The 25,292-nt window shown below is 70.2% G+C and carries 25 protein-coding genes; 17 read left to right on the top strand and 8 right to left on the bottom strand.

The genetic code is table 11. The features are described from left to right. The first annotated feature begins 2 nt into the window (after window positions 1-2). Window positions 3-725, top strand: a complete 723-nt coding sequence (locus ACIBK4_RS09635) for a hypothetical protein (protein ID WP_398993765.1) — start codon at window positions 3-5, stop codon at window positions 723-725. A gap of 62 nt (window positions 726-787) precedes the next feature. Here ACIBK4_RS09635 and ACIBK4_RS09630 read toward each other — a convergent pair whose 3' ends face one another. Further along, window positions 788-1,153 carry a VOC family protein gene (locus ACIBK4_RS09630; protein ID WP_398993763.1) on the bottom strand — a complete coding sequence of 122 codons (366 nt, stop codon included), beginning with the start codon at window positions 1,151-1,153 and terminating at the stop codon, window positions 788-790. 96 nt (window positions 1,154-1,249) lie between these two features. On the opposite strand from ACIBK4_RS09630, the gene ACIBK4_RS09625 reads away from it, so the two are divergent. Beyond that, window positions 1,250-2,215 carry a helix-turn-helix transcriptional regulator gene (locus tag ACIBK4_RS09625; protein ID WP_398993761.1) on the top strand — a complete coding sequence of 322 codons (966 nt, stop codon included), beginning with the start codon at window positions 1,250-1,252 and terminating at the stop codon, window positions 2,213-2,215. Window positions 2,216-2,225: 10 nt separating this feature from the next. On the opposite strand, the gene ACIBK4_RS09620 is transcribed toward ACIBK4_RS09625, so the two are convergent. Both ACIBK4_RS09620 and ACIBK4_RS09615 read right to left on the bottom strand, forming a co-directional pair. Continuing rightward, the gene (locus tag ACIBK4_RS09620; protein WP_019062383.1) at window positions 2,226-2,507 is read right to left on the bottom strand and encodes an Lrp/AsnC family transcriptional regulator; all 282 of its coding nucleotides are present in this window, start codon (window positions 2,505-2,507) and stop codon (window positions 2,226-2,228) included. Further along, entirely contained in the window at window positions 2,504-3,289 is a 786-nt protein-coding gene (locus ACIBK4_RS09615; RefSeq protein WP_398993759.1) for a rhomboid family intramembrane serine protease, read from the bottom strand. Before ACIBK4_RS09615 ends, ACIBK4_RS09620 begins: the two co-directional genes overlap by 4 nt. Before the next feature lie 159 nt (window positions 3,290-3,448). Between ACIBK4_RS09615 and ACIBK4_RS09610 the strand changes: the two genes are divergently transcribed. From ACIBK4_RS09610 to ACIBK4_RS09590, 5 genes are all read left to right on the top strand, one after another. Next, the gene (locus tag ACIBK4_RS09610) at window positions 3,449-3,688 is read left to right on the top strand and encodes a hypothetical protein (RefSeq protein ID WP_033284410.1); all 240 of its coding nucleotides are present in this window, start codon (window positions 3,449-3,451) and stop codon (window positions 3,686-3,688) included. Between the two features lie 38 nt (window positions 3,689-3,726). Continuing rightward, on the top strand, window positions 3,727-5,070 hold the full coding sequence (locus ACIBK4_RS09605; protein ID WP_398993757.1) for an NYN domain-containing protein: 1,344 nt from the start codon (window positions 3,727-3,729) through the stop codon (window positions 5,068-5,070). Window positions 5,071-5,280: 210 nt separating this feature from the next. Next, window positions 5,281-6,318, top strand: a complete 1,038-nt coding sequence (locus ACIBK4_RS09600) for an NlpC/P60 family protein (protein ID WP_398993755.1) — start codon at window positions 5,281-5,283, stop codon at window positions 6,316-6,318. Between the two features lie 235 nt (window positions 6,319-6,553). Further along, window positions 6,554-7,576 carry an NlpC/P60 family protein gene (locus tag ACIBK4_RS09595; protein WP_398993753.1) on the top strand — a complete coding sequence of 341 codons (1,023 nt, stop codon included), beginning with the start codon at window positions 6,554-6,556 and terminating at the stop codon, window positions 7,574-7,576. A 63-nt stretch (window positions 7,577-7,639) separates the two neighbouring features. After that, a complete protein-coding gene (locus ACIBK4_RS09590; protein ID WP_398994392.1) occupies window positions 7,640-8,797 on the top strand; it encodes a hypothetical protein in 1,158 nt (385 codons plus the stop codon). On the opposite strand, the gene ACIBK4_RS09585 is transcribed toward ACIBK4_RS09590, so the two are convergent. Then, window positions 8,785-9,315, bottom strand: a complete 531-nt coding sequence (locus ACIBK4_RS09585; protein WP_398993751.1) for a PadR family transcriptional regulator — start codon at window positions 9,313-9,315, stop codon at window positions 8,785-8,787. The two genes, ACIBK4_RS09590 and ACIBK4_RS09585, sit on opposite strands and share 13 nt — an antisense overlap. A gap of 100 nt (window positions 9,316-9,415) precedes the next feature. Here ACIBK4_RS09585 and ACIBK4_RS09580 point away from each other — a divergent pair, with 100 nt between their 5' ends. Then, window positions 9,416-10,735: an MATE family efflux transporter gene (locus ACIBK4_RS09580; protein ID WP_398993749.1), complete on the top strand. Its 1,320-nt coding sequence runs from the start codon at window positions 9,416-9,418 to the stop codon at window positions 10,733-10,735. On the opposite strand, the gene ACIBK4_RS09575 is transcribed toward ACIBK4_RS09580, so the two are convergent. Next, window positions 10,696-11,931, bottom strand: a complete 1,236-nt coding sequence (locus ACIBK4_RS09575) for a glycosyltransferase 87 family protein (protein ID WP_398993747.1) — start codon at window positions 11,929-11,931, stop codon at window positions 10,696-10,698. The two genes, ACIBK4_RS09580 and ACIBK4_RS09575, sit on opposite strands and share 40 nt — an antisense overlap. A gap of 131 nt (window positions 11,932-12,062) precedes the next feature. Between ACIBK4_RS09575 and ACIBK4_RS09570 the strand changes: the two genes are divergently transcribed. Then, entirely contained in the window at window positions 12,063-13,205 is a 1,143-nt protein-coding gene (locus ACIBK4_RS09570; protein ID WP_398993744.1) for a glycosyltransferase family 4 protein, read from the top strand. A 725-nt stretch (window positions 13,206-13,930) separates the two neighbouring features. Next, window positions 13,931-15,517, top strand: a complete 1,587-nt coding sequence (locus ACIBK4_RS09565; RefSeq protein ID WP_398994391.1) for a GMC oxidoreductase — start codon at window positions 13,931-13,933, stop codon at window positions 15,515-15,517. A 22-nt stretch (window positions 15,518-15,539) separates the two neighbouring features. Here the strand turns inward: ACIBK4_RS09565 and ACIBK4_RS09560 are convergent, their stop codons facing one another. Continuing rightward, entirely contained in the window at window positions 15,540-17,336 is a 1,797-nt protein-coding gene (locus ACIBK4_RS09560) for an AMP-dependent synthetase/ligase (RefSeq protein WP_398993742.1), read from the bottom strand. Window positions 17,337-17,674: 338 nt separating this feature from the next. Between ACIBK4_RS09560 and ACIBK4_RS09555 the strand changes: the two genes are divergently transcribed. From ACIBK4_RS09555 to ACIBK4_RS09530, 6 genes are all read left to right on the top strand, one after another. Then, complete coding sequence (locus tag ACIBK4_RS09555; RefSeq protein WP_398994390.1) at window positions 17,675-18,430, top strand: metallophosphoesterase; 756 nt, start codon at window positions 17,675-17,677, stop codon at window positions 18,428-18,430. Window positions 18,431-18,557: 127 nt separating this feature from the next. Further along, complete coding sequence (locus tag ACIBK4_RS09550; RefSeq protein ID WP_398993740.1) at window positions 18,558-19,001, top strand: SRPBCC family protein; 444 nt, start codon at window positions 18,558-18,560, stop codon at window positions 18,999-19,001. 168 nt (window positions 19,002-19,169) lie between these two features. Beyond that, the gene (locus ACIBK4_RS09545; protein ID WP_398993738.1) at window positions 19,170-20,342 is read left to right on the top strand and encodes an ArsA family ATPase; all 1,173 of its coding nucleotides are present in this window, start codon (window positions 19,170-19,172) and stop codon (window positions 20,340-20,342) included. A gap of 81 nt (window positions 20,343-20,423) precedes the next feature. Further along, window positions 20,424-20,921 (top strand): DUF5304 domain-containing protein, encoded by a 498-nt coding sequence (locus ACIBK4_RS09540; protein ID WP_033284420.1) that lies wholly within the window; start codon window positions 20,424-20,426, stop codon window positions 20,919-20,921. A 148-nt stretch (window positions 20,922-21,069) separates the two neighbouring features. Beyond that, complete coding sequence (locus ACIBK4_RS09535; protein WP_366435771.1) at window positions 21,070-22,023, top strand: ROK family glucokinase; 954 nt, start codon at window positions 21,070-21,072, stop codon at window positions 22,021-22,023. 163 nt (window positions 22,024-22,186) lie between these two features. Further along, window positions 22,187-22,933: an endonuclease/exonuclease/phosphatase family protein gene (locus ACIBK4_RS09530; RefSeq protein ID WP_398993735.1), complete on the top strand. Its 747-nt coding sequence runs from the start codon at window positions 22,187-22,189 to the stop codon at window positions 22,931-22,933. Here ACIBK4_RS09530 and ACIBK4_RS09525 read toward each other — a convergent pair. Beyond that, window positions 22,930-23,535, bottom strand: coding sequence for a hypothetical protein (locus ACIBK4_RS09525; RefSeq protein WP_398993733.1), 606 nt, complete (start codon window positions 23,533-23,535; stop codon window positions 22,930-22,932). The genes ACIBK4_RS09530 and ACIBK4_RS09525 overlap by 4 nt on opposite strands. Continuing rightward, a complete protein-coding gene (locus tag ACIBK4_RS09520; protein ID WP_398994389.1) occupies window positions 23,528-24,340 on the bottom strand; it encodes an alpha/beta hydrolase in 813 nt (270 codons plus the stop codon). The genes ACIBK4_RS09525 and ACIBK4_RS09520 overlap by 8 nt, the downstream gene beginning before the upstream one ends. A gap of 192 nt (window positions 24,341-24,532) precedes the next feature. Here ACIBK4_RS09520 and ACIBK4_RS09515 point away from each other — a divergent pair, with 192 nt between their 5' ends. Continuing rightward, window positions 24,533-25,279: a lysophospholipid acyltransferase family protein gene (locus ACIBK4_RS09515; RefSeq protein WP_398994388.1), complete on the top strand. Its 747-nt coding sequence runs from the start codon at window positions 24,533-24,535 to the stop codon at window positions 25,277-25,279. Window positions 25,280-25,292: the final 13 nt, after the last annotated feature.

Here is a 25,292-nt window from a genome sequence, read left to right as displayed (position 1 = left end):
GGGTGGGGATTCCACCGGGGGTGAGTGCGGCGGCGGCAGCCGAAGGGCTGGGCGAGCCGCTGATCGAGGCGGTCGTGCGACGTGCGCCGCGGCTCCTCGGCGGCAGGCCCGTCCACCTGTACGAGGAGGGGTTCGTCCTGGTACGCGGTGCGCGGGTCCGTCGCTGGGCGGACGTGACGCACTGGCGTTCCACCGTCGACGTGCACATCAAAGTGGCCGACGAGCGCCACGACATCGCCTGGTACACCTTGGGCCACCGACACCGGCTGCGCTTCGGCGACGGGACGGAACAGGGCTTCCTTCTCGACGAGTGGCAGATCGAGGTCGGGGCGGCGGACCAGGAGCGTCCCGAGAGCCGGCGGATACGGTTCGTCGTCGACCACGTACGGCAGCGGGTGGCCGACGCTCAGGTGCCCGCGCTGCTGGACCGGATCGAGGCGGGCCGGCAGGTCACCTTCGGCCCGCTCACGGCCGACGCGCACGGGGTGTTCGTCCCGGGCGGTCGGCCGGTCCACCGGTGGGCCGACCTGCGGGAGCCGTGTCTCGACATCGACGTGCCCGACTGGCCGGTGCCGTCGTCCTGGTGGCTTCGGCCGCGGGACGCCCGATTCTCCCTGCGGGGCAAGGACGGACACGGCGACCCGCACCGCACCGAGGTACCGGCCTGGGAGGTCGTGAACTGGTGCGCCCTGGTCACCCTGTGGAAGCGGCTGCGCGCCCGCTAGGTGCAGGAGGGCTCGGGCGACGCGGGCGACGCGGGCGATGTCGCCGTAGCCGTAGCCGCCTTTCAGTCCCGCGGTGCGACGCGGATACGGTTCCCGTCGGGATCGGCTGCGAGGAAGGTCAGGCCGAACCCCGCGTCATGAGGCTCGCGCAGGATCGTGACGCCCTTGGCCCGCCACCGCTGGTAGATCGCGTCCAGCTCGTCGGGTCCACCGCCGATCGCCACGCACACCTCACCGGTACGCGGAACGTCCGGTGACAGATCCTCGAACTGGCCCGACCACAGACCGAGTTGGGCACCGGGCCCGAGGTCGAACGTGACGTATCCCGACGTCTCGAGCGAGGGGCTCATGCCGAGGAGGTCGCCGTAGAAACGAGCTGCGGCGGGAGCGTCGTTCACGTAGACGATGGACACGACGGACGTGGTCATGGTTGTTCCTTCTCGCAGGTCCCGGTAGATGCGTGTCCACCAGCCTGACCGGGATATGCGCCGCATCGTGTCGCACATTCCTGAAAAACTTGGCGGGTGACCCCGGACCGCTTCTTCTCCCTGATGCTGCTCCTCGAATCGAGGGATGCCGTCACCACGCGGGAACTCGCCTCGGCGCTCGGGGTGTCCCTTCGCACCATCACCCGGGACCTGAACTGGCTCCGCGACGCCGGACTGCCGGTGACCGCACAACGTGGCCGCCTCGGAGGCGTGACCATGCTGCCCGGGTCCGGGTTCGACCTCACGCGACTCACACCGGGCGAGCGGGATCAGCTGTCGCTCACCGGGCTGGACGAGAAGCAACGTGCGGAGCTCGACGCATCGGCCGAAAGCCGGCGCGCGCTCTCCAAGATCGCCGCTGCACAGCCACGCCGAGGTCATGAGCTCCTGCCGCTCACCGACGTCGTGCACGTGGACAGCCGTCCCTGGGGCCGGGCGCGAGCTTCCGGCACGACCCCGGCTGCGCTGATCGGCGCAGTGCGGCGAGGTCGTCGGCTACGGATCGAGTACGACAGCCCACGCGAGTCAGGCCCGCGCGAACTGGTCGTCGACCCCTATGGGTTGTTGGCCAAGGCCGGCGTCTGGTACCTCGTCGCCGACCGCGCCCGGGAGCCGCGAATGTACCGACTCGAACGCATCACGACGTGGGAAGAAGTCGACCGGCCACGACGGATCCGCGAGGGCCAGACCCTGGCCACCGTCGCCGCGGCGCTCGTCGATCAGTGGGAGCACAGGCACGCGATAGAGGTCAGCGCCACCATCGACCAGGCCCAGATCGAGCGGGCGCGACGGATCTTCGGCCTACGACTCGTCCGGGACGAGCAGGAAGACTCCGCCACCGGCCACAAGGTGACGATCCGCTTCCCGCATCTGGAGGACGTGCGAGCACTCCTGCCGTTCGGGAGCGCCGTCACTGTGCACGGCCCCACCGAAGCCAGGGCCCACCTCAGCGACCTCGCCGCCAGCCTCGCCCACCACTATGCGCCGTCGCCGACGCCCTGACCCGCGACGGCTAGGAGTCCAGCCCGATCGCGAACGCGGCCTCCAGGTCGTGCTGCGAGTACGTCCGGAACGCCACGTGCGTATCCGTCCCCTCCACCCCGGGAATCTTGCTGATCCGCCCGGGAATCACCTCGGCCAGGTCCTCGTGCTGCCGGACCCGCACCATCGCGATCAAGTCGTACGTACCGGTGACAGAGAAGACCTCGCTCACGGATTCGAGCGCGGCGATCGACTCGGCGATCTCCGGAATCCGGTCCACGCTGGTCTTGATGAGGACGATCGCGGTGATCACGGCTGGTTCTCTCCCTCGGGGACCGTTGCTGGGGCGGCCCCAACTCTAGTCGCCCGCCCGTCTCCCACCACCGCCCCTCCAAGGCCGCCCTTCGGGCCCTTCTTTTTCCTGAATCTCACCCACGCGTAGCCGAAGCCGAGCGTGAAGCCCACCAGGTGGGCGAGGTACGCCACCCCCGGCCCCTGTGCCGCCTGGCCCGCCGCCAGCCACTGCAGGGCCGCCCAGAACGGCAGGACCACCCACGCCGGGAAGCGCAGCGGCAGGAAGAAGAGGAAGGGAAGGAGACTCGTCACGCGGGCCCGGGGGAACAAGTACAGGAACGCCCCGAGGACCGCCGAGATCGCCCCGGACGCGCCGACCAGCGACTGCTCGGAGCCGGTGTTGGCCACCGCGTAGCCCAGCAGCGCGAGGTAGCCGCAGACCAGGTAGAACAGGGTGAACTCGACACGGCCCAGCCGTTCCTCGGTCATCGCTCCGAAGACGTAGAGGAAGAGCATGTTGCCGAGGAGATGGATCCAGCTGCCGTGGATGAACAGGGCCGTGACGGGGGTCAGGGCCTCGCAGGTGGGGTGGTCGAACAGTTCGGCCGGAACCACTCCCCAGCGGCGGAAGTACGCCCGCTGCACGGCGAGCAGCGTGTCCCCGGTGCCGTAGGACGGGACGAAACCCGAGGCCGGGCCCAGGACGAAGATCAGGCAGCACAGGCCGATCAGGACGTAGGTCATGGGCGCCGAGGTGCCGCGGAACGTCCTGGCGAGGGCCGGGCCCCAGTTGCTGATCATGGTTACAGAGCATGACGTAACGGGATGCAACGGGACAGGGTGAATCGCCGCCGCGGACGGCCGAGCGGCGAGTACCCGCCAGGCCGTAGGGTTACGAGCCACACTCGCCGGGGAAACCGGCGATCACGGAAACTGGAACGAAGGAAGCGGACAGCCACGATGACGGTTCCCCTGCCGACCGGCTCCACGCGGTGGCGCTGCACCCTCTGCGGCAACCTCACGCGCTTCGACGTGACGCGCTCGTCGAAGGTCGTGGAGTACCTCCACCTGGACCTGGCGGGTGAGCCGAAGGTGGAGGAGCGCGAGGTGGTCAGTGAGACCATCGAGTCGGTGCGCTGCCGCTGGTGCAACGCCGTGGATCAGGTGGAACTCGTGGACAGGCCGGGCGCCGGCTCCTGAGAGGGAGTGGCCCCGCACACATGGTTGGGGTGTGAGGGATGGTGGAGAACTCAGGCGGGGGGCCGGGCGACGGCGCCGCCGAGGTGCTCGACCGCCCGCTGCCCGACGGCGTGCGGAGGCGAGTCGTACAGATCGTCTCCGACGGCTTCGGCGGCCTCACCGTCGCCGAACTGCCCGCGCAGCTACGACAGTACGCCCGCTTCGCCCCCAACCGGCGCGCCAAGTTCGCGGGCAATGCCATGGCCGCCGCGCTGGAGACCGATCCGCTGTTCAGGCAGCGGATCGGGGAGAAGCTCAGAGAGGCCCAGTCGGAGCTCGCCGGAGCGCTCGACTCCGGCTCGCCGCCCCCGGCCGCGGATCCGCTCGACGTGGCGGCCGCGGCCTATGTTCTGCGCCCCACCGGCTGGGTGAAGCTGGTGACCGCCGCCGGCGAGGAGGCGCTGCGTGCCGACGCCGAGCGCGCCGACGAGGAGAGCCGGGCCGAACTGGAGCGGCTGCGCGAGGAGTTGGCGCAGGCGCGGAGCGCGACCCGGACCGAGACCGAGCGGCTGCGCACCGAGCTGGAGGCGGCGAAGAAGGAAGCGGAATCGCTTCACCGTAAGCTCCGCGCCGCCCACAGTGACGTCAAGCGCGGCGAGGCCGCCCTGCGCAAGCTGCGCGCCGAGACGGACACCACGCGCGCCGAGAGCCAGGTCCAGCTGTCCGCCGCCGAGAGCGAGAGCCGCCGCCTCAAGTCACGGCTGGGCGAGGCGGAGGCGGCCCTGGAGGCCACCCGCAAGGCCGCCCGCGAGGGGCGCAGCGTCGAGGACATGCGGGTACGGCTGCTGCTCGACACCGTGCTGGACGCGGCCCAAGGGCTGCGCCGCGAACTGGCGTTGCCGCCCGTCTCCGTACGGCCCGCCGAGACCGTCGACGCGGTCGAACCGGGACGAATGACCCCGAAAGACATCGCGGCGCGGGCGCTGTCGGACAACGACCCCGCGATCCTCGACCAGTTGCTCGCGCTGCCGCAGGCCCATCTGGTCGTCGACGGCTACAACGTCACCAAGACCGGTTATCCCCAAATGCCCTTGGAGAAGCAGCGGTTGAGGCTCCTCGGCCAGCTCTCGCAGCTCGCCGCGCAGACCGGTGCCGAGGTCACCTGTGTCTTCGACGGGGCCGAGCTGGCCGCGCCGGTGCTGCTCGCGCCGCCGCGCGGAGTGCGGGTGCTGTTCTCCAAACCGGGCGTGACCGCCGACGAGTTGATCCGCCAGCTGGTGCGCGCCGAGCCGCCGGGCCGGCCGGTGATCGTCGCCTCGACCGACCGCGAGGTCGCCGACGGCATCGCCAAGGCGGGTGCCCGGCCCGTCGCTTCTGCGGTACTCCTCAAGCGACTGTCGTGAAGGTCAACGTACAGGTTTAATGCCTGAATTGGCCGAACTGTCACGCAACGTAGCGTCAATCGACCATCACTGCACGTTGGTTATGTGCAAAGAATGCTTTGAGTGACGGCATTTTTTCGTGTGAGGATTTGAACTGATCACAGAAACATCACTAGGGTCAGGCCTCGAACCTCCGAACGGGTGATCACTCAATAGAAGGAGCTCGACTCCGTGGCGTCCCATCGTCGACCGAAGCAGCCGAGCCGCACGCGTGTGACTGTGCTGACCACCGCAGCCGCAGCCGCCGTTGCCTTCAGCGCTCAGGCCGCCAATGCCGCGCCGAGCGAGAAGCCCAGCAAGACGGACGAGGTCAAGGCGAAGGTCGACGCCCTCTACGAGCAGGCCGAGCAGGCCACCGAGAAGCTCGACGGCGCCCAGGAGAAGCAGCAGAAGCTCCAGAAGGAAATCTCCACCATCCAGGACAACGTCGCCCGCGGCCAGGAGGAGCTCAACAAGCTCCGGGACGGCCTCGGCACGATGGCGAGCGCCCAGTACCGCACCGGGGGCATCGACCCCTCGATCCAGCTGTTCCTGTCCTCGAACCCGGACGACTACCTCGACAAGGCGTCCACGATGGACCAGTTGAGCGCTCAGCAGGTCGAGGCGCTCACGAAGATCCAGGGCAAGCAGCGCGAACTCGCCCAGGAGCGCGCGGAGGCGAGCACCAAGCTCAAGGACCTCTCCGCCACCCGCACCGAGCTCAAGAAGAAGAAGGACGAGGTCAAGGCCAAGCTGGCCACGGCCCAGAAGCTGCTCAACACCCTGACCGCCAAGGAGAAGGCGGCGCTCGACCAGGAGCAGGCGCAGGCCGCCAACCGCTCCAGCTCACGCGTGAACCTCGGCAACACCGGTTCCGCCTCCGGCCGTGCCGCCGCCGCCTTCGCCGCCGCCCAGTCCGTGATCGGCTCGCCGTACGTCTACGGCGCCTCCGGACCCTCCTCCTTCGACTGCTCCGGCCTCACGTCCTGGGCCTACGCGCAGGCGGGCGTCTCGATCCCCCGCACCTCCGAGGCGCAGGCGAACGCCGGCACCCGCATCTACAGCGAGAGCGACCTCAAGGTCGGCGACCTCGTCATCTTCTACGGCGACTACCACCACGTCGGCCTCTACGCGGGCAACGGCCAGGTGCTGCACGCCCCGCACACCGGTGCCGTGGTCCGCTACGAGGCAATCGGCAACATGACCTTCGAGTTCGGCGTCCGGATCTGATCCGACCGCGGCTGTCCCCGTCCTCGCGCGGTCCTTCCGGACCGCCCGAACGGGCGAATTGCGACACACCACGCTGACCCCACGCCCCGCCCATGACCTGCGTCATAGGCGGGGCGTCACGGTATGTGTCCGCGGAGGTCTTTGGCCCGCACCCCTTCACAGAGCTACTGTCTGGCGCGTTTCCCCGCTCCGGGGGAGCGGTCCGTGTCCGCCAGCGGAAGGAGTGCGACTCCCCGTGGGATCCCGTCGCCGCCCTGCACCGTCCGGGTTCGACCGAGGCGCCAGCGCCGCGGTCTGCGTCTTGAGCGCCGCCGCGGCGGCCCTCGGCGCCCTGCCGGCCACCTCCGCCGTGGCCGCGCCGCACGACGACTCCAAGGCCGAGGTGGACCGGCTCTACCACGAGGCGGAGCAGGCGACCGAGGCCTACGACAAGGCCGACGAGAGCGCTGGGCAGCTGCACCGGCAGGTCAGCGACGCGCAGGACCGGATCGCCCGGCAGCAGCAGCGCATCAACACCATGCGGGACGCGCTCGGTTCACTCGCCGGCGCCCAGTACCGCTCCGGCGGCATCGACCCCACCGTCGCGCTGCTGTTCTCCGACGACCCGGCCGACTACCTCGACAAGGCGTCCGTCCTCGACCGCATCACCACCCAGCAGGCGGGCCAGCTCAAGGACCTCCAGGAGGCCATGCGCGAACTCGCCCAGGAACGCACCGAGGCCGCCGGACACCTCGCCGAACTGGAGCGCAGCCGCAAGGCCGTCGCCACCCACAAGAAGACCGTCGAGCGGAAACTCGCCAAGGCCCGGCAACTGCTCAACCGGATGCCGCTCGCCGAACGGGCCTCCTTCGACCGGGCCTCCCGCTCCACCCGCGAGGACATCCCCGACCTCGGCGCCGGCGTCCCCTCCTCGGGCCGCGCGGCAGCCGCGGTGGCCGCCGCCCGGTCGGCCCTCGGCAAGCCGTACATCTGGGGCGCCAACGGCCCCGGCGGCTTCGACTGCTCCGGCCTCATGCAGTGGTCGTACGCCCACGCGGGCGTCCACCTCCCGCGCACCTCGCAGGAACAGCGCTACGCCGGCCACCAGATCCCCCTCTCCCAGGCCCAGCCCGGCGACCTGGTCGTCTACCGCTCCGACGCCAGCCATGTCGGCATGTACGTGGGCAACGGCCAGGTCATCCACGCCCCCTACCCCGGCGCGCCGGTCCGCTACGACCCGGTCGGCATGATGCCCATCTCGTCGGTCACGAGGGTCTGAACCCGCCCGAAAGGGTCGTACGATCGGGAAGTGACTGGTCGTAGGCGGGCGTCGCGCTCCGGAGTGTTCGCGCTGTGTCTGCTGCTCGGTTCGCTGGTGGGGTGCGGCGGACAGCCGGCGGCGAACAGCGCGAAGGCCGAGGTCCAGAGCCTCCTCGACCGCCAGTCCGCGGCGGTCCTGCACCACGACGAACCGGCGTACACGAGGACCGGCGCGCGCACCGCGTACGAGAACCTGCGCGCCGTACCGCTGGCGTCCTGGTCCTACCGGCTCACCTCGTTGCACCGCAGCGGCGCCACCGCGACCGCCGACGCCGAACTCAGCTACAAGGTCAAGGGCTACGACACCTCACCCGTCACCGTCGGCCGTACCCTCACGCTCCGCCTCACCGCCGACGCGCAGTGGTACGTCGCCTCGGACAAGCCCGCGAAGAAGTCCGGCCAACAGCTGTGGGACCAGGGGAGGGTGAGCGTCGTCAAGGGCGCGCACAGCCTGGTGATGGGGGTCGGGCAGTCCGCCGCCGGCCTGCGCGACTACCGCACCCTCGCGGACCACGCCGTACCGGCCGTGTCGGCCGCCTGGGGCACGGACTGGACCCGGCACGTCGTCGTGCTCGTCCCCGGTTCCCTGAACGGCATGGCGGGCCTCCTGGGCTCACCGGCGGCCTCCTACCGGGGCATCGCCGCGGTGACGACGGGCGAGGCGGGCGGTTCGGGCAACGCGCCGGCGGACCGGATCATCGTCAACCCGGACGCGTACGCGATGCTCGGAGCGGTGGGCAAACAGGTCGTCCTGACCCACGAGACGACCCACGTGGCGACCCGAGCCCACACCACCTCGGCCACCCCCCTCTGGCTCTCGGAGGGCTACGCCGACTGGATCGGCTACCGAGGCACCGGCCGCACCCCCACCCAGGCCGCCCCCGAGCTGCACCGCGCCGTCGAGGACGGCAGTCTCCCGAGCGCCCTCCCCACCGACAAGGACTTCGGCTTCAGCAGCGATCCGACGAAGCTGGCGCAGGCGTACGAGGGCGGGTGGATGGCCTGCCGGATGATCGAGGACCGGTGGGGAGTCGGTCAACTGGGCAAGTTCTACCGGGCAGTTGGTGCGCATAAGAAGCGGGCAGGGGCGGTGGAGGACGCGATGAAGAGCGTGCTCGGGGTGACGCTGGAGGACTTCACCGCGCAGTGGCGGGACTATCTCACGGCTCAACTCGGCTGATCCAACAGGGAGATGGCCTCGGCCAGCCACTCCCGCTCCGCCGCCCCCGTCGCCCGCGCGACCCGCAACATGCCCTGCCGGAACAGGTCCCCGCTGTCCTCCGCCCGCACCGGCTCGCCGTCCCGATAGAAGAAACTCGCGGGCGTCTCAAGGAAGTTGAGCCGACGACGCAGCACGGCGGCCTGCTCGTGCGGGTCGGGCAGGTGCCGTAGGAAGGCCAGGACCGTGTTGAAGCGGACGTGGTCGGTGATCTCGGGCTGCTTCGGGTGCCGGAGTCGTTCCAGGAGGTCCTCGCGACCCTTCCCGGTGAGGGACAGGACCCGGCGCGGGGCCGCGCTCGTGCCCTCCTCCGTGTGCTGGTCGAGCTTGCCCGCGGTGACCAGGCGGGTGATCGCCGGGTAGAGCGCGCCGTCGCTGACCGGGCGGACATGGCCGCTGAGCGCCTTGATGCGTTCCTTCAACTCGTAGCCGTGGAGCGGCTGTTCGGCCAGGAACCCCAGGATCGACAGTTCCAGCATGGTCCTCCTTCGCCCGGTTCTTGCGGACCTCGTACGGCCATGGTACCTCTAATCGAGCTACCTCGATTAGAGGTACCCGGTTACCGAGGAGGGCCCGTCCGTGAACAGCCACCGCAGGCAGCTCGTCTCCCTCGCCCACCCCGTCTACCTCTCGCTCCTCGCCTCCGTCGCCGCCGGGATCATCAACACGGTCTGGGTCTCCCGGCTCGGCGGCCCGGCCGTCGCCGCCGTGGCCGTCGCGACCAACACCGAGAACGTGCTGCTGGGCGTCGCCCTGGTCTTCGCTTCCGGCACCACCGTGCTGATCGCCCACGCCCGGGGAGCCCGCGACCCCGCCGCGATACGGTCCGCCCTGCGCGGCGGCCTGGCCCTCTGCGCGCTGGTCACACCGGTGGTCGTCACGACCGGCTTCCTGCTCCGCGAACCGCTGGCCCGCCTGATCCTCGGCGATACAGGACCCGAACTCCCGCTCACGGTCGCCTACTTCACGATCTCCCTGCCGGGCATCGCCGTCTTCTACGTCCAGCAACTCGTCGACGGCATCCTCAAGGGCACCGGCGACACGAGAACCCCGATGCGCCTGGCCCTGCTGGCCAACGGTCTCATCCTCGTCTGCGACCCGTTCCTCATCCACCTCTACGGCGTCCAGGGCGCAGCGGCCTCCACAGTGCTGTGTCGGCTGGTGGCGCTGGGGGTGGGGCTGCGCGCCCTGCGCCGCAATGCCCTGCTGCGCGGCACGAAGGCCGCCCCCGCCGAGTCCGTCTCCGCCGCCCTGCGCCGGACGGTGACCACCGGCCTGCCCATGTCCGCCGACTTCACCGTCCGGCAGGCCGGAACGCTGGTGCTGATCGCGATCGTGGCGCGGCTCGGGGTGACGGCGGTGGCCGCGTACGCCATCGGCTACAAGGTGCTGTACGTGGCGACGATGGCCTTCTACTCCGTGCGGCAGGCGGCCGCCATCCACACCTCGCACCTGCGGGGCGAGGGAAGGGACGCGCGGCGGGAGATCGGGCGGGAGGCGATGCTCGTGTCCGGGACCGTGGGAGCCGGGGCGGCCGTCCTGCTCCTCCTCACCGCCCCCTGGATCATGGCCGCCTTCGGCGCCGGTCCCCAAGTCGCCCACGAGGGCGTCCTGTTCCTGCGCTGCGTCGGCCCCTACCTGCTCCTGCTGGCCTGCTTCATCGCGCTCGGCGGGGTCTTCGAGGGCAGCGGGGGAGCGCCGGCGCTGCTCCGGGTGACGGTGCTCGGCACGGCGGTCCAACTCCCGTTGGCGTACGGGCTGTTGGGGCTCGGACTGCCCGGGGTGTGCCTGGCGCTGGCGCTCTCGATGGGGGTGCAGTGCGCGGTCGTCGCCGTGCTGTTCCGGCGGCGGGTGCGGTGTCAGGAGGACGTGGAAGGCGCCTTCGACCGGGTCGCCTGACTCGGCAGCGGCGGTACGTCCGCCCAGGTGACGGACGCCTGCCACAGCTCGCGGGCGGCGATGAGGGTCGCCGCGACGAGCAGGCCGTTGCGGACGATCAGGAGGGTCACGCCCAGGTTGTCGCTGGCGACCACGTGGGCGAACCAGATCGGGAACTCCAGGACCGTCACGAAGGCGGCGGCCAGGACCAGGGCGACCGGGAGTCGCATCCGGCTGGCGCGGAAGCAGGAGCACACGGCGGCGAGGCCGATCAGCCAGACGACGTACTGGGGGCTGATCACCCGGCTGGTGACCGTGAACATCAGGACCGCGACGAAGGCCGCGTCCGCGAGGGTGTGCGGGAGGAAGCGGGCCGCCATCAGGCGCCAGAGCACGATCCAGCCGAAGGCGATCGCCGTGAGGCCCAGGGCGGCCGTGCTGACCCAGTTGACGTACGGGCCGACGAACTCCACCGAGCCGTAGTTCAGGAGGACCTGACCCGGCCAGCCGAAGTGCCGGGCCACGTGGAAGACCAGCGAGCCCAGCGACTCCACCTCCGTGCCCCGGTTGCGCTGGAAGGTCAGGAAGGCGAACGCGCCCGGCATCGACACCGCGAAGAGGGACGCGACGACCACGACCGTCACCGCCGCCGCTCCCCACGCGCGGCACTTGACCGCACCCAGCAGGAGCAGCGCCGGCCACACCTTCAGGAGGGCTCCGAAGCCGGCCAGCGCTCCCATCACGCGGGGGTGGCGGGCACCCGCGAGCAGCGCGGCGACGGCGACCGCGGTCACCATCACGTCGTAGCGCGCGTACACGGTCGGGCCGAGCAGCGGGACGCCCGCGATCCAGACCCAGGCGCCGCGGAGGGTGCGGCCGGGGCGCAGGCCCGTGTACAGGAGCAGGGCCAGGACGGTCAGGTCGGCGAGGAAGGCGAGGACGAAGAACGCCGACGCGTAGTCCAGGAAGCCCAGCAGGGCGGGGGAGAGGATCGGGAGGGCGGCGGCGGGCGGGTACTGCCAGGTGACGTCGTCCAGCGGGAAGCCGCCGTGGCGGAGCGTCTCGTACCAGCCCTGGTAGATCACCGAGACGTCGCTGGTGACGTCCGGGCCCGGGAACACGAGCACCTTGAAGACGAACAGCAGGAGTACGACTCGGGTCAGGCCCCAGGTTCCCAGCAGCGGCGCCAGTCGCCGTCCCGCGCCCGCGATCTCCACCTGAGCCCCTGTTCCGTGCCGTGCCTGCCGATGTGGCTCACATGTTCTCCCGATCTGCTGTGCGACGGCCATCAAGCGCGGCCGTGTGGGCCTGTGAGTCGTCGTCCGGTGCGGCCGGTAGGGTCTGCCGCGTGCGCAAGACCCTGATCGTGACCAATGACTTTCCGCCCCGGCCCGGTGGCATCCAGGCGTTCCTGCACAACATGGCGCTACGGCTGGATCCCGAGCGGCTCGTGGTCTACGCCTCGACGTGGAAGCGCGGGCGTGAGGGCGCGGAGGCGACGGCCGCGTTCGACGCCGAGCAGCCCTTCACCGTCGTGCGGGACACCACGACCATGCTGCTCCCGACGCCCGCGGCGACCCGTCGGGCGGTGGGGCTGCTGCGTGAACACGGGTGTACGGCGGTGTGGTTCGGGGCGGCGGCGCCGCTCGGGCTGATGGCGCCGGCGCTGCGGAAGGCGGGCGCGGAACGGCTGGTCGCCACGACCCACGGCCATGAGGCGGGCTGGGCCCAACTGCCCGCCTCGCGTCAACTCCTGCACCGCATCGGGGAGTCCACGGACACGATCACCTACCTCGGGGAGTACACGCGCTCGCGGATCGCCGGCGCGCTGAGCCCGGAGGCGGCGGGGCGGATGGTCCAACTCCCGCCGGGTGTGGACGAGAAGGTCTTCCACCCGGGTTCGGGTGGCGCTGAGGTCCGGTCCCGCCTCGGGCTGACCGACCGGCCGGTGGTCGTCTGCGTCTCCCGCCTGGTCCCGCGCAAGGGGCAAGACACGCTGATCCTCGCGATGCCGCGCATCCTGGCCCGCGAGCCGGAGACGGTTCTCCTGATCGTGGGGGGCGGTCCGTACGAGAAGGATCTGCGGCGGCTTGTGCGGGAGACGGGTGTGAGTGACTCCGTCCGCTTCACGGGCGCCGTTCCCTGGTCCGAGCTCCCTGCCCACTACGGCGCGGGTGACGTCTTCGCGATGCCCTGCCGGACGCGGCGCGGCGGCCTCGACGTAGAGGGCCTCGGCATCGTCTACCTGGAGGCCTCCGCCACCGGCCTCCCCGTCGTCGCCGGCGACTCCGGCGGCGCGCCCGACGCGGTCCTCGACGGCGAGACCGGCTGGGTCGTCCGGGGTGGCTCCCCGGAGGAGGCCGCCGACCGCATCCTCGCGCTCCTCGGCGACGCGGAGCTCCGCCGGAACATGGGGGAGCGGGGGCGGCAGTGGGTCGAGGAGAGGTGGCGGTGGGATCTGCTTGCGGAGCGGCTGAGGGCGTTGCTGTAGGGGTGCGGTCCGGGGTGCCGGGTGCGGTGGTGGGGTGGCTGCGGGTCGGTGGGGGCTTGTCGCGCAGTTCCCCGCGCCCCTGAAAAACGGGGGGTTCGCCGGGCGCGCGTGTTGAGCTTGGGGCGCCAACTGGGGCGCCGAGTGGGGTGGTTGGGCGGGTGCGGGTCCGTGGGGGCTGGTCGCGCAGTTCCCCGCGCCCCTAAAAGCAGGGGGTTCCACTGTGCGGACGTGCCCCAGTCGCCCAAGGATCAGCGCGGCCGCGTGGTCAACTCCCCGTTTTTCAGGGGCGCGGGGAACTGCGCGCGAAGCCACACGCGACCGTCACCCGCCCAATCAGCTGATGTGGCACCCCGGTTGGCGCCCCAAGTCCAGCGCGGCTGCTTGGCGAACCCCCTGCTTTTCAGGGGCGCGGGGAACTGCGCGCGAAGCCACACACGACCGTCACCCGCCCAATCAGCTGATGTGGCACTCCGGTTGGCGCCTCAGGTCCAGCGCGGCTGCTTGGCGAACCCCCTGTTTTTTAGGGGCGCGGGGAACTGCGCGACCAGCCCCCACCCACCCGCACCCGCCCACCCACCGCACCCGGCACCCCTCACCGCACCCCGCACCCCCACCCCGCCCCAAAACCGCCGCATCCCCTTGGCGGAACCCAATAATCCGCACATGCTGCGCGCATGACAGCAAAACTGACGCAGCATCAGCTGACGAGACGTCAAATCCTGGGCATGATCGCCCTCCAGACCGCCGCCACCGCCGGTCTCACCCGTATCGGTCTGCAGTCCGCGCAGGCCGTCGAACCCGCGGCCGTCCAGACCGCCCCCGCGATCGTCGTCGGGTCAGGTTACGGCGGTGCGGTGGCCGCGCTTCGGCTCGGGCAGGCCGGTATCACCACCCTCGTTCTGGAGATGGGCAAGCTCTGGAACACGGCGGGTGCGGACGGCAAGGTCTTCTGTTCGACCTCCGCGCCGGACCAGCGGTCCATGTGGTTCAAGACCCGCACCGAGGCCCCGCTCGCCACGTTCCTGTGGCTGGACGTCGTCAACAAGGACATCGGCCTGTATCCCGGCGTCCTGGACCGCGTGCACTACGACAACATGTCCGTGTATGTGGGGCGTGGTGTCGGTGGGGGGTCGTTGGTCAACGGGGGCATGGCCGTCACCCCGCTCCAGTCGTACTTCACCGAGCAGTTCCCCACCGTCGACGCCACCGAGATGTACGCCACGTACTTCCCGCGCGCCCGCACCATGCTCGGCGTCAACACCGTCGACCCGACCTGGTTCGAGTCGACGGAGTGGTACCAGTTCACCCGCACCTCACGGAAGGCGGCCACCACCGCAGGCCTCAAGACCACCTTCGTGCCCAACGTCTACGACTTCGGCTACATGCAGAAGGAGGCCGCCGGCACCGCCACCAAGTCCGCGCTCGCCGCCGAGGTCATCTACGGCAACAACTACGGCAAGAAGAGCCTCGACAAGACCTACCTCGCCGCCGCGCTCGGCACCGGCAAGGTCACCATCCACACCATGGAGAAGGTGAAGGGGGTCACGCGGGCGAGCGACGGGTCGTACGTCCTGACCGTCGACCGCATCGACGACACCGGCACGGTCGTCGAGACCAAGCAGTACAGCTGCACCTATCTGTTCCTCGGCGGCGGCAGCCTCGGCACCACCGAACTCCTCGTCCGCGCAAGGGACACAGGCACGCTTCCCGCTCTGAACGCGAGCGTCGGGGCGGGCTGGGGGACCAACGGCAACACGATGGTCGGGCGTGCCAACCACGTCTGGGACACCGTCGGCGCCAACGAGTCGACGATGCCGGTCATGGGCATCGACGACTGGGCCAACACCGACAACCCCGTCTTCGCGGAGATCGCCCCGCTGCCGATGGGCATCGAGCACTGGATCAGCCTGTATCTGGCGATCACGAAGAACCCGCAGCGGGCGTCGTTCACGTACGACTCCGCCTCCGGGACCGTGAAACTCGGCTGGACCGCGGCGCAGAGCGCGGTCTCGGTCGCCATGGCGAAGAAACTGTTCGACCGGATCAACGCGGCGAACGGGACCATCTACCGGTACGACCTGTTCGGCACCACCAGCAAGGTCTTCGCCGACGACTTCTGCTACCACCCGCTCGGCGGCTGCGTGTTGGGCCAGGCGACCGACAACTACGGCCGGGTGAAGGGGTATTCGAAGCTGTACATCACCGACGGCTCGCTGGTGCCCGGCTCGATCGGGGTCAACCCGTTCGTGACGATCACCGCGCTCGCGGAAAGGACGATGACGCGGGTCCTCGCCGAGGACACCGCGTCATAGACCGACTCCCGTACCGGGCCCGCTACTTCTGGTAGATGGCCTCGATCTCGTCCGCGTAGTCCTTCGCCACCACATTGCGCTTGAGCTTCAGGGACGGCGTCAGGTGGCCCGACTCCTCCGTGAACTGGGAGGACAGAATGCGGAACTTCCGCACCGATTCCGCCTTCGACACCGCGGCGTTGCCGTCGTCGACCGCGTCCTGGATCGCCTGCACCAGATCCGGATCGTCACGCAGCGACGCCGCGGTGGAACCCGACGGCTTGCCGTGCTCGGCGGCCCATCGGCCCAGGAACTCGTCGTCGACCGTGATCAGCGCGCCCACGAAGGGCCGCCCGTCGCCGACGACCATGCACTCCGCGACCAGCGCGTGCGCGCGGATGCGGTCCTCGATCACAGCCGGGGCGACGTTCTTGCCGCCCGCGGTGACGATGATCTCCTTCTTGCGGCCCGTGATGCTGAGGTAGCCGTCCTCGTCGAGGGTGCCGATGTCGCCGGTGTGGAACCAGCCGTCGGCGAGCGCCTCGGCCGTAGCCGCCTCGTTGTTCCAGTAGCCCTTGAACAGGTGCTCGCCGTGCAGCAGCACCTCGCCGTCGTCCGCGATGCGCACGACCGAGCCGGGCAGCGGCTGGCCGACCGTGCCGATCTTCGTCCGGTCCCAGGGGTTGAACGCGGTGGCCGCGCAGGACTCGGTCAGCCCGTAGCCCTCAAGGACCGTGAAGCCGATGCCCCGGAAGAAGTGCCCGAGCCGCTCGCCCAGCGGGGCGCCGCCGGAGATCGCGTACTCGCCCTTGCCGCCGAGCACCGCGCGCAGCTTGCTGTAGACGAGCTTGTCGAACGTCTTGTACTTGATCTTCAGACCCAGCGACGGACCCGAGGGCGTGTCCAGCGCGCGGCTGTACGCGATCGCGGTGTCGGCCGCCTTGTCGAAGATCTTGCCCTTGCCGTCCGCCTGCGCCTTGGCGCGCGCCGAGTTGTAGACCTTCTCGAAGACGCGCGGCACACCGAGGATCAACGTCGGCCGGAACGAGGCGAGTTCATCGGTGAGGTTCTTGATGTCCGGGACGAGGCCCAGCTTGATCGGCGCCATCATCGGCGCGATCTGCACCAGCCGCCCGAAGACGTGCGCGAGCGGCAGGAACAGCAGCACCGAGCACTCGCCGGTACGGAACAGCGGGCGCAGCCGCTCCACGATGTTGCCGCACTCCGCGAAGAAGCTGCGGTGGGTGAGCACGCAGCCCTTTGGCCGCCCGGTGGTGCCACTCGTGTACACGATGGTCGCCGGGTCGTCGGCCTTCGCCAGCGAGCTGCGCTCCTCGACGGTCGCGTCGGTGACGTCCTTGCCGGCCCGGTCCAGCTCGTCGATGGCGCCGGCGTCGATCTGCCACACGTGCTTGAGCGCGGGCAGCTGCGCCCGCACCGACTCGACGGTGGCGGCGTGCCCGTCCTGCTCGACGATGACGGCGGTGGCGCCCGAGTCGGAGAGGATCCACTGCACCTGCTCCGGCGAGCTGGTCTCGTACACCGGCACGGTGATCGCGCCCGCGCACCAGATCGCGAAGTCGAGCAGGGTCCACTCGTAGCGCGTGCGGGACATCAGGCCGACCCGGTCGCCGGGCTGGACGCCGGAGGCGATGAGCCCCTTGGCGGCCGCGTGCACCTCGGCGAGGAAGACCGTGGCGGTCACGTCCTGCCACGCGCCGTTCGCCTTGCGGGCGATCACGGCGACCTCTGGGTGCTGCGCGGCGTTTCTGCGGACGATGTCGGTCAGATTGCCGTCCGCGGGGACCTCGTACAAAGCCGGAAGGCTGAACTCGCGCAAGACTGCTGCTCCTCATAGGGCGCCGGCGCCACGACGTTGTGTGATGCGACGGTCCGGTCCACGGCTCGGGCAGGTGCGTCAGGAACCGGTGGTTGAAATCCTGAGCACGACTGGACTGCCCGGACGTTACCCGCCGGTATGGGTCCTACGACAGGGGGGTCCGGCGAGATGTTCGCTGCGTCACACAGATTGGTGTTTCCTCGCGCACAGTAGTCCACGCCTTTCTTAACTGGCCAGTAACCGCAAGGTCCGCCGCCACTGTTCACGTTTGGCGCACACGCCTACGCTTGATCGTCATGGCACCCACACCACCCGGAAACTCCGGGACGCGCATCCATGTGGTCAGCGACGTGCACGGCAACGCCCGTGACCTGGCCAGATCCGGCGAGGGTGCCGACGCCCTGATCTGCCTGGGCGACCTGGTCCTCTTCCTCGACTACGCCGACCACGCGCGCGGCATCTTCCCCGAACTCTTCGGCGAGGAGAACGCCGACCGCCTGGTCGAGCTGCGCACCGCCCGCCGCTTCGAGGAGGCCCGCGAACTCGGCGCCCGCCTCTGGTCCGGCGTCGGCGGCGACCGAGCGGCCCTGATCGAGAAGGCGGTCCGCAAACAGTACGCCGAGATGTTCGCCGCCTTCCCCACCCCGACGTACGCCACCTACGGCAACGTCGACATGCCGACCCTGTGGCCCGAGTACGCAGGCCCAGGAACGACGGTCCTCGACGGCGAACGCGTGGAGATCGGCGGCCGCACCTTCGGCTTCATCGGCGGCGGCCTCCGCACCCCCATGCGCACCCCGTACGAGATCAGCGACGAGGAGTACGCGGCGAAGATCGAGGCGGTGGGCGAGGTGGACGTGTTGTGCACGCACATCCCACCCGAGGTCCCCGAGCTGGTCTACGACACCGTCGCGCGCCGCTTCGAACGCGGCAGCCGCGCCCTCCTGGACGCCATCCGCCGCACCCGGCCCCGCTATGCACTGTTCGGCCACGTTCACCAGCCGTTGGTGCGCAGGATGCGGATCGGGGCGACCGAGTGTGTGAACGTGGGGCACTTCGCGAGCAGCGGCAAGCCGTGGGCGCTGGAATGGTGACCGTCCCCCTCGATGTCCGCAGGTAGGGGGTGAAGTGGGGCGGTCGACCGCGCGGTAGCCTTCACGCTGCACGCACACGCGCACGACGACGACGCCCTGCCGGTCCGCATCTGGAGGAGCCACAGCGATGGCGGAACACACCAGTTCGAGCATCACGATCGAGGCGGCACCGGCCGAAGTGATGGAAGTGATCGCCGACTTCGCCCGCTACCCGGACTGGACCGGCGAGGTGAAGGAGGCGGACGTCCTCAAGACCGACGAGCGCGGCCGCGCCGAACAGGTCCGCCTCGTCATGGACGCCGGAGCGATCAAGGACGACCAGGTCCTCGCATACACCTGGACCAGCGACAACGAGGTCTCCTGGACCCTCGTCAAGTCCCAGATGCTGCGCTCCCTGGACGGCTCGTACGTCCTGAAGTCCACGGGCGCGGGCGCCACGGAGGTCACGTACCTCCTCACGGTGGACGTCAAGATCCCCATGCTGGGCATGATCAAGCGCAAGGCCGAGAAGGTCATCATCGACCGGGCGTTGGCGGGACTGAAGAAGCGCGTGGAGTCGGGCGAGCAGTAGGAGGGGTGCCTGACAGCCCGTCCGGTCCCTTCTCACACAGGCCGGTACAACTCAGCCCGTCCGGCGTTTGAGGACGAGGCCCCTTCAGGGCCGACGGGGGTCCGGGGGCGGAGCCCCCGGCAACGGCGCCCGGCCCCCACCCTCGCCGAGCGACTACCGTTCACTCATATGCGTACCATCCTGATCACCGGCCCAGGCGGCAGCGGCCGCAGCACCATCGCCGCAGCCACCGCACAAGCCGCCGCAGGCACCGGCACCCGGACCCTGGTCCTCGGTTCCGACCGCGGCGACACCCTAGGCGCCGCCCTGGGCGTGGTGACGGGAGCGGCCCCCGTGGAAGCCGCCGAGAACCTCACGGCATGGCGCCCCGACGCCACGGAATCCTTCCGCGCGGACCTCACCGCCTTCCAGGACCGAGCCTCCACCGCCCTCGAACTCCTCGGCGCCGCACGCCTGGACGCGGAAGAACTCACCCCCCTCCCCGGCGCCGAGGAACTGGCCCTCCTCCGGGCGCTCAGGGACGCGGCCCTGTCCGAGGCCTACGACCTCCTCGTCGTAGACCTCCCACCCACTCCCCACGCACTGGCCCTCCTCGCGCTCCCCGAGGAACTCCGCCGCTACCTCCGCCGTCTCCTCCCGGCCGAGCGGCAAGCGGCCCGCGCCCTCCGCCCGGTCCTCGGCCGCCTCGCCGGCGTCCCGATGCCCTCCGAGTGGCTCTACGACACGGCCGGCCGCTGGGACGTGGAACTGGCCGCCGTAGAAGCGGTCCTCGCCGACCGCCACACCTCCGTACGACTGGTCGCGGAGCCCGGACCGGCCGGCGCCGAAGCCGTGCGCGCCGCCGGACTCGCGCTCGCCCTGCGCGGCCTGCGCCCCGACGTGCTGGTCGCCAACCGGGTGCTGCCCGAGTCCGTCGAGGACACCTGGCTCGCGGGCCTGAACGCCCAGCAGCGCAAGACGCTGGACGAGTGGCAGGGGACGTACGACGACGTGCATCACGTCCCGCACCTCGGCCACGACCCCCGCGGCACCGACGACCTCGCCGCGCTCGCTGTGCCCGGTGTCAACGCGGCCGGTTCCACGGTCGAGTGGCCGGTGACCGACCGGCTGGCCGAGGACGGTGTGCTGGTCTGGGGCATCCCGCTGCCCGGCGCGATACGGGACGAGCTCGACCTGGTCCGGCGCGGCGACGAACTCGTCGTCACGGTCGGCCGGTTCCGCCGTATCGTGCCGCTGCCGTCGGCCCTGCGCCGCTGCACCGTGGCCGGCGCGGCCCTGCGCGAGGGCGAACTGCGCATCCGGTTCGCGCCCGACCCGGATCTGTGGCCGCAGGGAAGATGAGGATTGGTGCGTGCGGAGCCGTGAAGCACGTACGCCCATTCGGGTAACGTCGTAGAGACGAACCGTAGTCAGGAGTCCGTCATGAGCGAAGAGCTCCCCCCGTCCGACGCCCGCAAGGACGAGGCGCTCGACGAGGTGCGGGCGACCGACGCCGACGCCTGGGCGACGGCGGCCGCCGAAGACCTCGCGGCGGAGAAGGCCCGCCGCCGCACCCAGTACGGCCAGCCGCCGGTCTCGGCCGCCGAGGAACTGCGCAAGCTCGTCGACACCGTCGCGGACAAGCTGTCCGGCCTCCAGTCCCCATTGCTCGGCCAGGTCGCGGGACCGGCCGCCCAGCAGGTGGTGAAGCAGGTCGTCCAGCAGGCCAAGGCCGCCGTCGAGCCCGTCATCGAACGCAACCCGGACGTCTTCGACCACCTCGCGGCGGCCGGAAACGAACTCCTCGCCGCGTACCGCTCCGCGGTCCAGGCCCAGGAGCAGCGCTGGACGGCCCGCGACAGCGAGCTGAAGGACCTGAAGAACGACCGCCGAGACCGGGGAGACGACTCCGGCCCCGGAGAGCGCATCGACCTGGACTAGAAGCCCCTGAGGGCCCGCCGCCGGATTCGCGTCCGCCCGGCGGCCAGGCGTTGTCGTCGGGCCGTCCTACGGGCGAACGCCGCGATTCCGACGGCAGCCCCTCGGGTACGGTGGGCCGTAGCGGGGCTCGACCGAAACTGAGGGATTCATGGGACTCACCATCGGCGTCGATATCGGCGGCACCAAGATCGCGGCCGGGGTGGTCGACGAGGAAGGCAACATCCTCTCGACCCACAAGGTGCCGACCCCGGGTACGCCCGAGGGCATCGTGGACGCCATCGCCGCCGCAGTCGACGGAGCACGCGCCGGGCACGAGATCGTCGGCGTGGGCATCGGTGCCGCCGGATACGTCAACCGTCAGCGCTCCACGGTCTACTTCGCGCCGAACATCGACTGGCGCCAGGAGCCGCTGAAGGAGAAGGTCGAGGCCCGCGTGGGCCTCCCCGTCGTCGTGGAGAACGACGCGAACGCCGCGGCCTGGGGCGAGTACAAGTTCGGCGCCGGCAAGGGCCACCGCAACGTCATCTGCATCACGCTCGGCACCGGCCTCGGCGGCGGCATCATCATCGGCAACAAGCTGCGCCGCGGGCACTTCGGGGTGGCCGCGGAGTTCGGCCACATCCGCATGGTGCCGGACGGCCTGCTGTGCGGCTGCGGCTCACAGGGCTGCTGGGAGCAGTACGCGTCGGGCCGCGCCCTCGTGCGCTACGCCAAGCAGCGCGCGAACGCGACCCCCGAGTCCGCGGAGGTGCTCCTCTCGCTCGGCGACGGCACCCCCGAGGGCATCGAGGGCAAGCACATCTCCATGGCCGCCCGCCAGGGTGACCCGGTCGCCGTCGACTCCTACCGCGAGCTGGCCCGCTGGGCCGGCGCGGGCCTGGCCGACCTCGCCTCCCTCTTCGACCCCTCCGCGTTCATCGTCGGCGGCGGCCTCTCCGACGAGGGTGAATTGGTCCTCGACCCCATCCGCAAGTCCTACAAACGCTGGCTGGTGGGCGGCAACTGGCGCCCGGTCGCCGACGTGATCGCAGCGCAACTGGGCAACAAGGCGGGCATGGTAGGCGCAGCAGACTTGGCAAGGGAACCGGACCCGATCATGTAACCCACGCGGCTTTTCGCTTTTAGGGGCGCGGGGAGTCCGTGCCCTTGGAAGCGCCGCGAGCCACCGCTCTTAAGGGGCGCGGGGAACTGCGCGACCAGCCACGCACGACCGGCAGTCGCCCACGTACCTCGCGCCCCGATCTGTCAGGCGTAGATTGATCCACATGGCGCCGCTCCCCAACTCCCGCACCGAACCCGACGGTTCGGCAGTCATCCGCGTCCTGAGCTACAACATCCGCTCGATGCGCGACGACACAGCCGCCCTGGCCAGGGTGATCAGAGCCTGCGCCCCGGACCTCGTCCTGATCCAAGAGGCCCCCCTCTTCTTCCGCTGGCGCAAAAAACTGGCCCGCCTGGCCTCGGCCTCGGACCTGGTCGTCCTCTCCGGCGGCGGCACCGCAGCCGGCCCGGCGCTGTTGTGCTCACTCCGGGCCACGGTCGAGCGCACAGAGGACGTCCTCCTGCCCCTGACCCCCGGCCAACACCGACGAGGCTTCGCCACCGCGGTCGTACGGATCGGCGGCACCCGCCTGGGCGTCCTGAGCTGTCACCTCAGCCTCCACCAGGACGAACGCTACGAACAGGCCGGCATGCTGCTCGACCGGCTGGCCGGCATGGGAGTGGACCACGTCATCGCGGGCGGCGACCTCAACGACCGCCCCGACGGCCGGACTTTCGGCCGCCTGGCCAAGGAACTCCAGGACTGCTGGGCCACCGCCCCGTGGGGCGAGGAGCACACCTGGACCCCCGGCAACCCCTTCCAGCGCATCGACGCGATCTTCGCCACACAGGGCATCGAGGTGCTGGGCTGCGGGGTACCGCTCGGCCAACCAGGCGTCACGGAAACGGACTTGAGGGCGGCCACCGACCACTTCCCGGTGCTGGCCGCCCTCAGAATTCCCGCGAACTAGACGACGGCCCCGCGTCCGGGATCGTCCCCGTCCTCCTCATCCGTCCGCATCCGCATCACCAACGTGGCGAACCCGCCCAGGAACCCACCGATCCCGATGGTCGCCAGCCACCAGGTCATGTCCCAGCCGAGCAGCACCGCCAGCAGCAACAGGATCGGCCCGCCGACCACCCCGAGCCAGGCGAACTTGGCGGTCGTATCGGCATCCGGAAGCGGCGGTGGCTCCGGCGGAACGAAGTGCCCCTCGTCGTCCTCGTCGAAGTCCTCCTCGGAGGAGTCCGGCGAGGTGTAGTCACGGGGTCCGCCGACACCGGGCGCGAAGGAGACCGAGCTGCCCAGCGGCTTGGCGGGCGCGGGTGGTTCCTCCGCGGTCTTGTCCTTGCCGGTGTCTTTGTCCGGCTCCTTGGCCTTCGGCTTCTCGTCGTTCTTCTCGGGATCGAGCAGCGCGAGATCCTCGATCGACTTGAACGGCTTGGCGCCCGGCGGATCCTTGGGCTCCTCGCCGTACCCGGCGACGATCGCGGCCCACGCGGCCTCCTCGTCGAACGGGACGCCCTGCTCGTCCGGTTCGAGGCCCTCGCGGTCGGAGTCGTGCTCAGCCACCTGTGGCCGTCCCTTCCTGCTCGCTCACCCGGCCCGTGTCGGACACCTGCTTGCCGGCACTGGGTGCGAGCCGGCCGATGAACGCGAAGCTCTCCTCGAAAATCCGGTCCGCGTCGTGGTCCAACGTCGCGACGTGGTAGCTCTGTTCCAGCAGGATCTCCGTCACGTCGGTCGAGGAAACCCGACTGAGGACACGAGCCGAGTCGGCCGGCGGAACCACATGGTCCTGGGGGCTGTGCAGCAGCAGGAGCGGCTGGGTGACCTGCGGCAGCTCGCTGTCGACCAGCCGGAAGAAAATACGCAGGGAGTGCGCGGAGTGCAGCGGCACCTTGTCGTACCCGACCTCCTCGCTGCCCTCCTTCGCGATGTCGCTGGCGATACCCGGCGCCGTACGCACCAGATGGCGGGCCACCGGAAGGGCGTACGCCGCGAGGCCGTGCACCTTGATGCCGGGGTTGACGACCACGACACCGCTGATCTCGTCGCCGTGCTTCGCGGCCAGCCGCAGGGCCAGCGCGCCGCCCATGGACAGGCCCGCGACGAAGACCTGCGAGCAGCGCTCGCGCAGGGCGCGCAGCTCGCGGTCCACCTCCGCGTACCAGTCCTGCCAGCCGGTGAGCTGCATGTCCTCCCAGCGCGTGCCGTGCCCGGGCAGCAGCGGCAGCGACACGGTGAGGCCGCGCTCGGCCAGATGCTCCGCCCAGGGGCGCAGCGACTGCGGGGAACCGGTGAAGCCGTGGCAGAGGAGCACTCCGACCTCCCCGCCCTCGTGGCGGTACGGCTCGGCTCCGGGGAGGACCGGCACCTTCGGTCTCCTGTTCATGAGAAGGGCGTGGTGGTGAGACGCGTGTTCATGAGAGGGGTCTGAACAAGTCCAGGTGCGGTTAACCGTACGCGACCGCACTGACACCGACCAGGGTCGTCGGGTCCTTTGACAGTGCTCCGGGTTAAGGTCTGATCGACGGATACGGGAGGCACTCGCTTGTTGTACGGCACGATGAAGGTCGCCATCGGGGGACCGCTGAAGGTCGCCTTCCGACCCTGGGTGGAGGGCCTGGAGAACATTCCGGACGAGGGTGCCGCCATCCTGGCGAGCAATCACCTCTCGTTCTCGGACTCGTTCTTCCTGCCCGCGGTCCTGGACCGCAAGGTCACCTTCATCGCGAAGGCCGAGTACTTCACGACACCCGGGGTGAAGGGCAAGCTGACGGCCGCGTTCTTCAAGGGCGTCGGCCAGCTCCCCGTGGACCGTTCCGGTGCGCGCGGGGCCGGCGAGGCCGCGATCAAGAGCGGCATAGACGTCCTGGAGCGCGGCGAACTGTTCGGTATCTATCCGGAGGGCACGCGCTCCCCGGACGGCCGGCTCTACCGGGGCAAGCCCGGCGGCCTCGCGCGCGTGGCGCTCGCTTCGGGCGCCCCGGTGATCCCGGTCGCGATGATCGACACGGAGAAGATCCAGCCGCCGGGGAAGGTGATGCCGAAGCTGATGCGGCCCGGCATCCGGATCGGCAAGCCGCTCGACTTCAGCCGGTACAACGGCATGGAGCACGACCGTTTCGTGCTGCGCGCGGTGACCGACGAGGTCATGTACGAGATCATGAAGCTCTCCGGCCAGGAGTACGTCGACATCTACGCGACCGCCGCCAAGCGGCAGATCGCGGACGCGGCGAAGGCCGACAAGGAAGCGGACAAGGCGGCCAAGGCCGCACTCGCACAGACGGAGAAGGAGCAGACCAGCCCCTAGGCGGGCCGGAGTC

It is taken from the genome of Streptomyces sp. NPDC050528, assembly GCF_044457795.1.
Lineage (GTDB): Bacteria > Actinomycetota > Actinomycetes > Streptomycetales > Streptomycetaceae > Streptomyces.
The sequence above is the reverse complement of the archived record's forward strand: the minus strand, read 5'-3'. Positions and strand labels throughout refer to the sequence as shown.

What these genes read in the sequence shown, in the direction of transcription:
- ACIBK4_RS09605 (WP_398993757.1), top strand. Translation starts at nt 3,727, where the DNA reads ATGGTGGAGAACTCAGGCGGGGGGCCGGGCGACGGCGCCGCCGAGGTG.
- ACIBK4_RS09565 (WP_398994391.1), top strand. Translation starts at nt 13,931, where the DNA reads ATGATCGCCCTCCAGACCGCCGCCACCGCCGGTCTCACCCGTATCGGT.
- ACIBK4_RS09545 (WP_398993738.1), top strand. Translation starts at nt 19,170, where the DNA reads ATGCGTACCATCCTGATCACCGGCCCAGGCGGCAGCGGCCGCAGCACC.
- ACIBK4_RS09630 (WP_398993763.1), bottom strand. Translation starts at nt 1,153, where the DNA reads ATGACCACGTCCGTCGTGTCCATCGTCTACGTGAACGACGCTCCCGCC.
- ACIBK4_RS09585 (WP_398993751.1), bottom strand. Translation starts at nt 9,315, where the DNA reads ATGCTGGAACTGTCGATCCTGGGGTTCCTGGCCGAACAGCCGCTCCAC.
- ACIBK4_RS09540 (WP_033284420.1), top strand. Translation starts at nt 20,424, where the DNA reads ATGAGCGAAGAGCTCCCCCCGTCCGACGCCCGCAAGGACGAGGCGCTC.
- ACIBK4_RS09610 (WP_033284410.1), top strand. Translation starts at nt 3,449, where the DNA reads ATGACGGTTCCCCTGCCGACCGGCTCCACGCGGTGGCGCTGCACCCTC.
- ACIBK4_RS09515 (WP_398994388.1), top strand. Translation starts at nt 24,533, where the DNA reads ATGAAGGTCGCCATCGGGGGACCGCTGAAGGTCGCCTTCCGACCCTGG.
- ACIBK4_RS09535 (WP_366435771.1), top strand. Translation starts at nt 21,070, where the DNA reads ATGGGACTCACCATCGGCGTCGATATCGGCGGCACCAAGATCGCGGCC.
- ACIBK4_RS09615 (WP_398993759.1), bottom strand. Translation starts at nt 3,289, where the DNA reads ATGATCAGCAACTGGGGCCCGGCCCTCGCCAGGACGTTCCGCGGCACC.
- ACIBK4_RS09530 (WP_398993735.1), top strand. Translation starts at nt 22,187, where the DNA reads ATGGCGCCGCTCCCCAACTCCCGCACCGAACCCGACGGTTCGGCAGTC.
- ACIBK4_RS09550 (WP_398993740.1), top strand. Translation starts at nt 18,558, where the DNA reads ATGGCGGAACACACCAGTTCGAGCATCACGATCGAGGCGGCACCGGCC.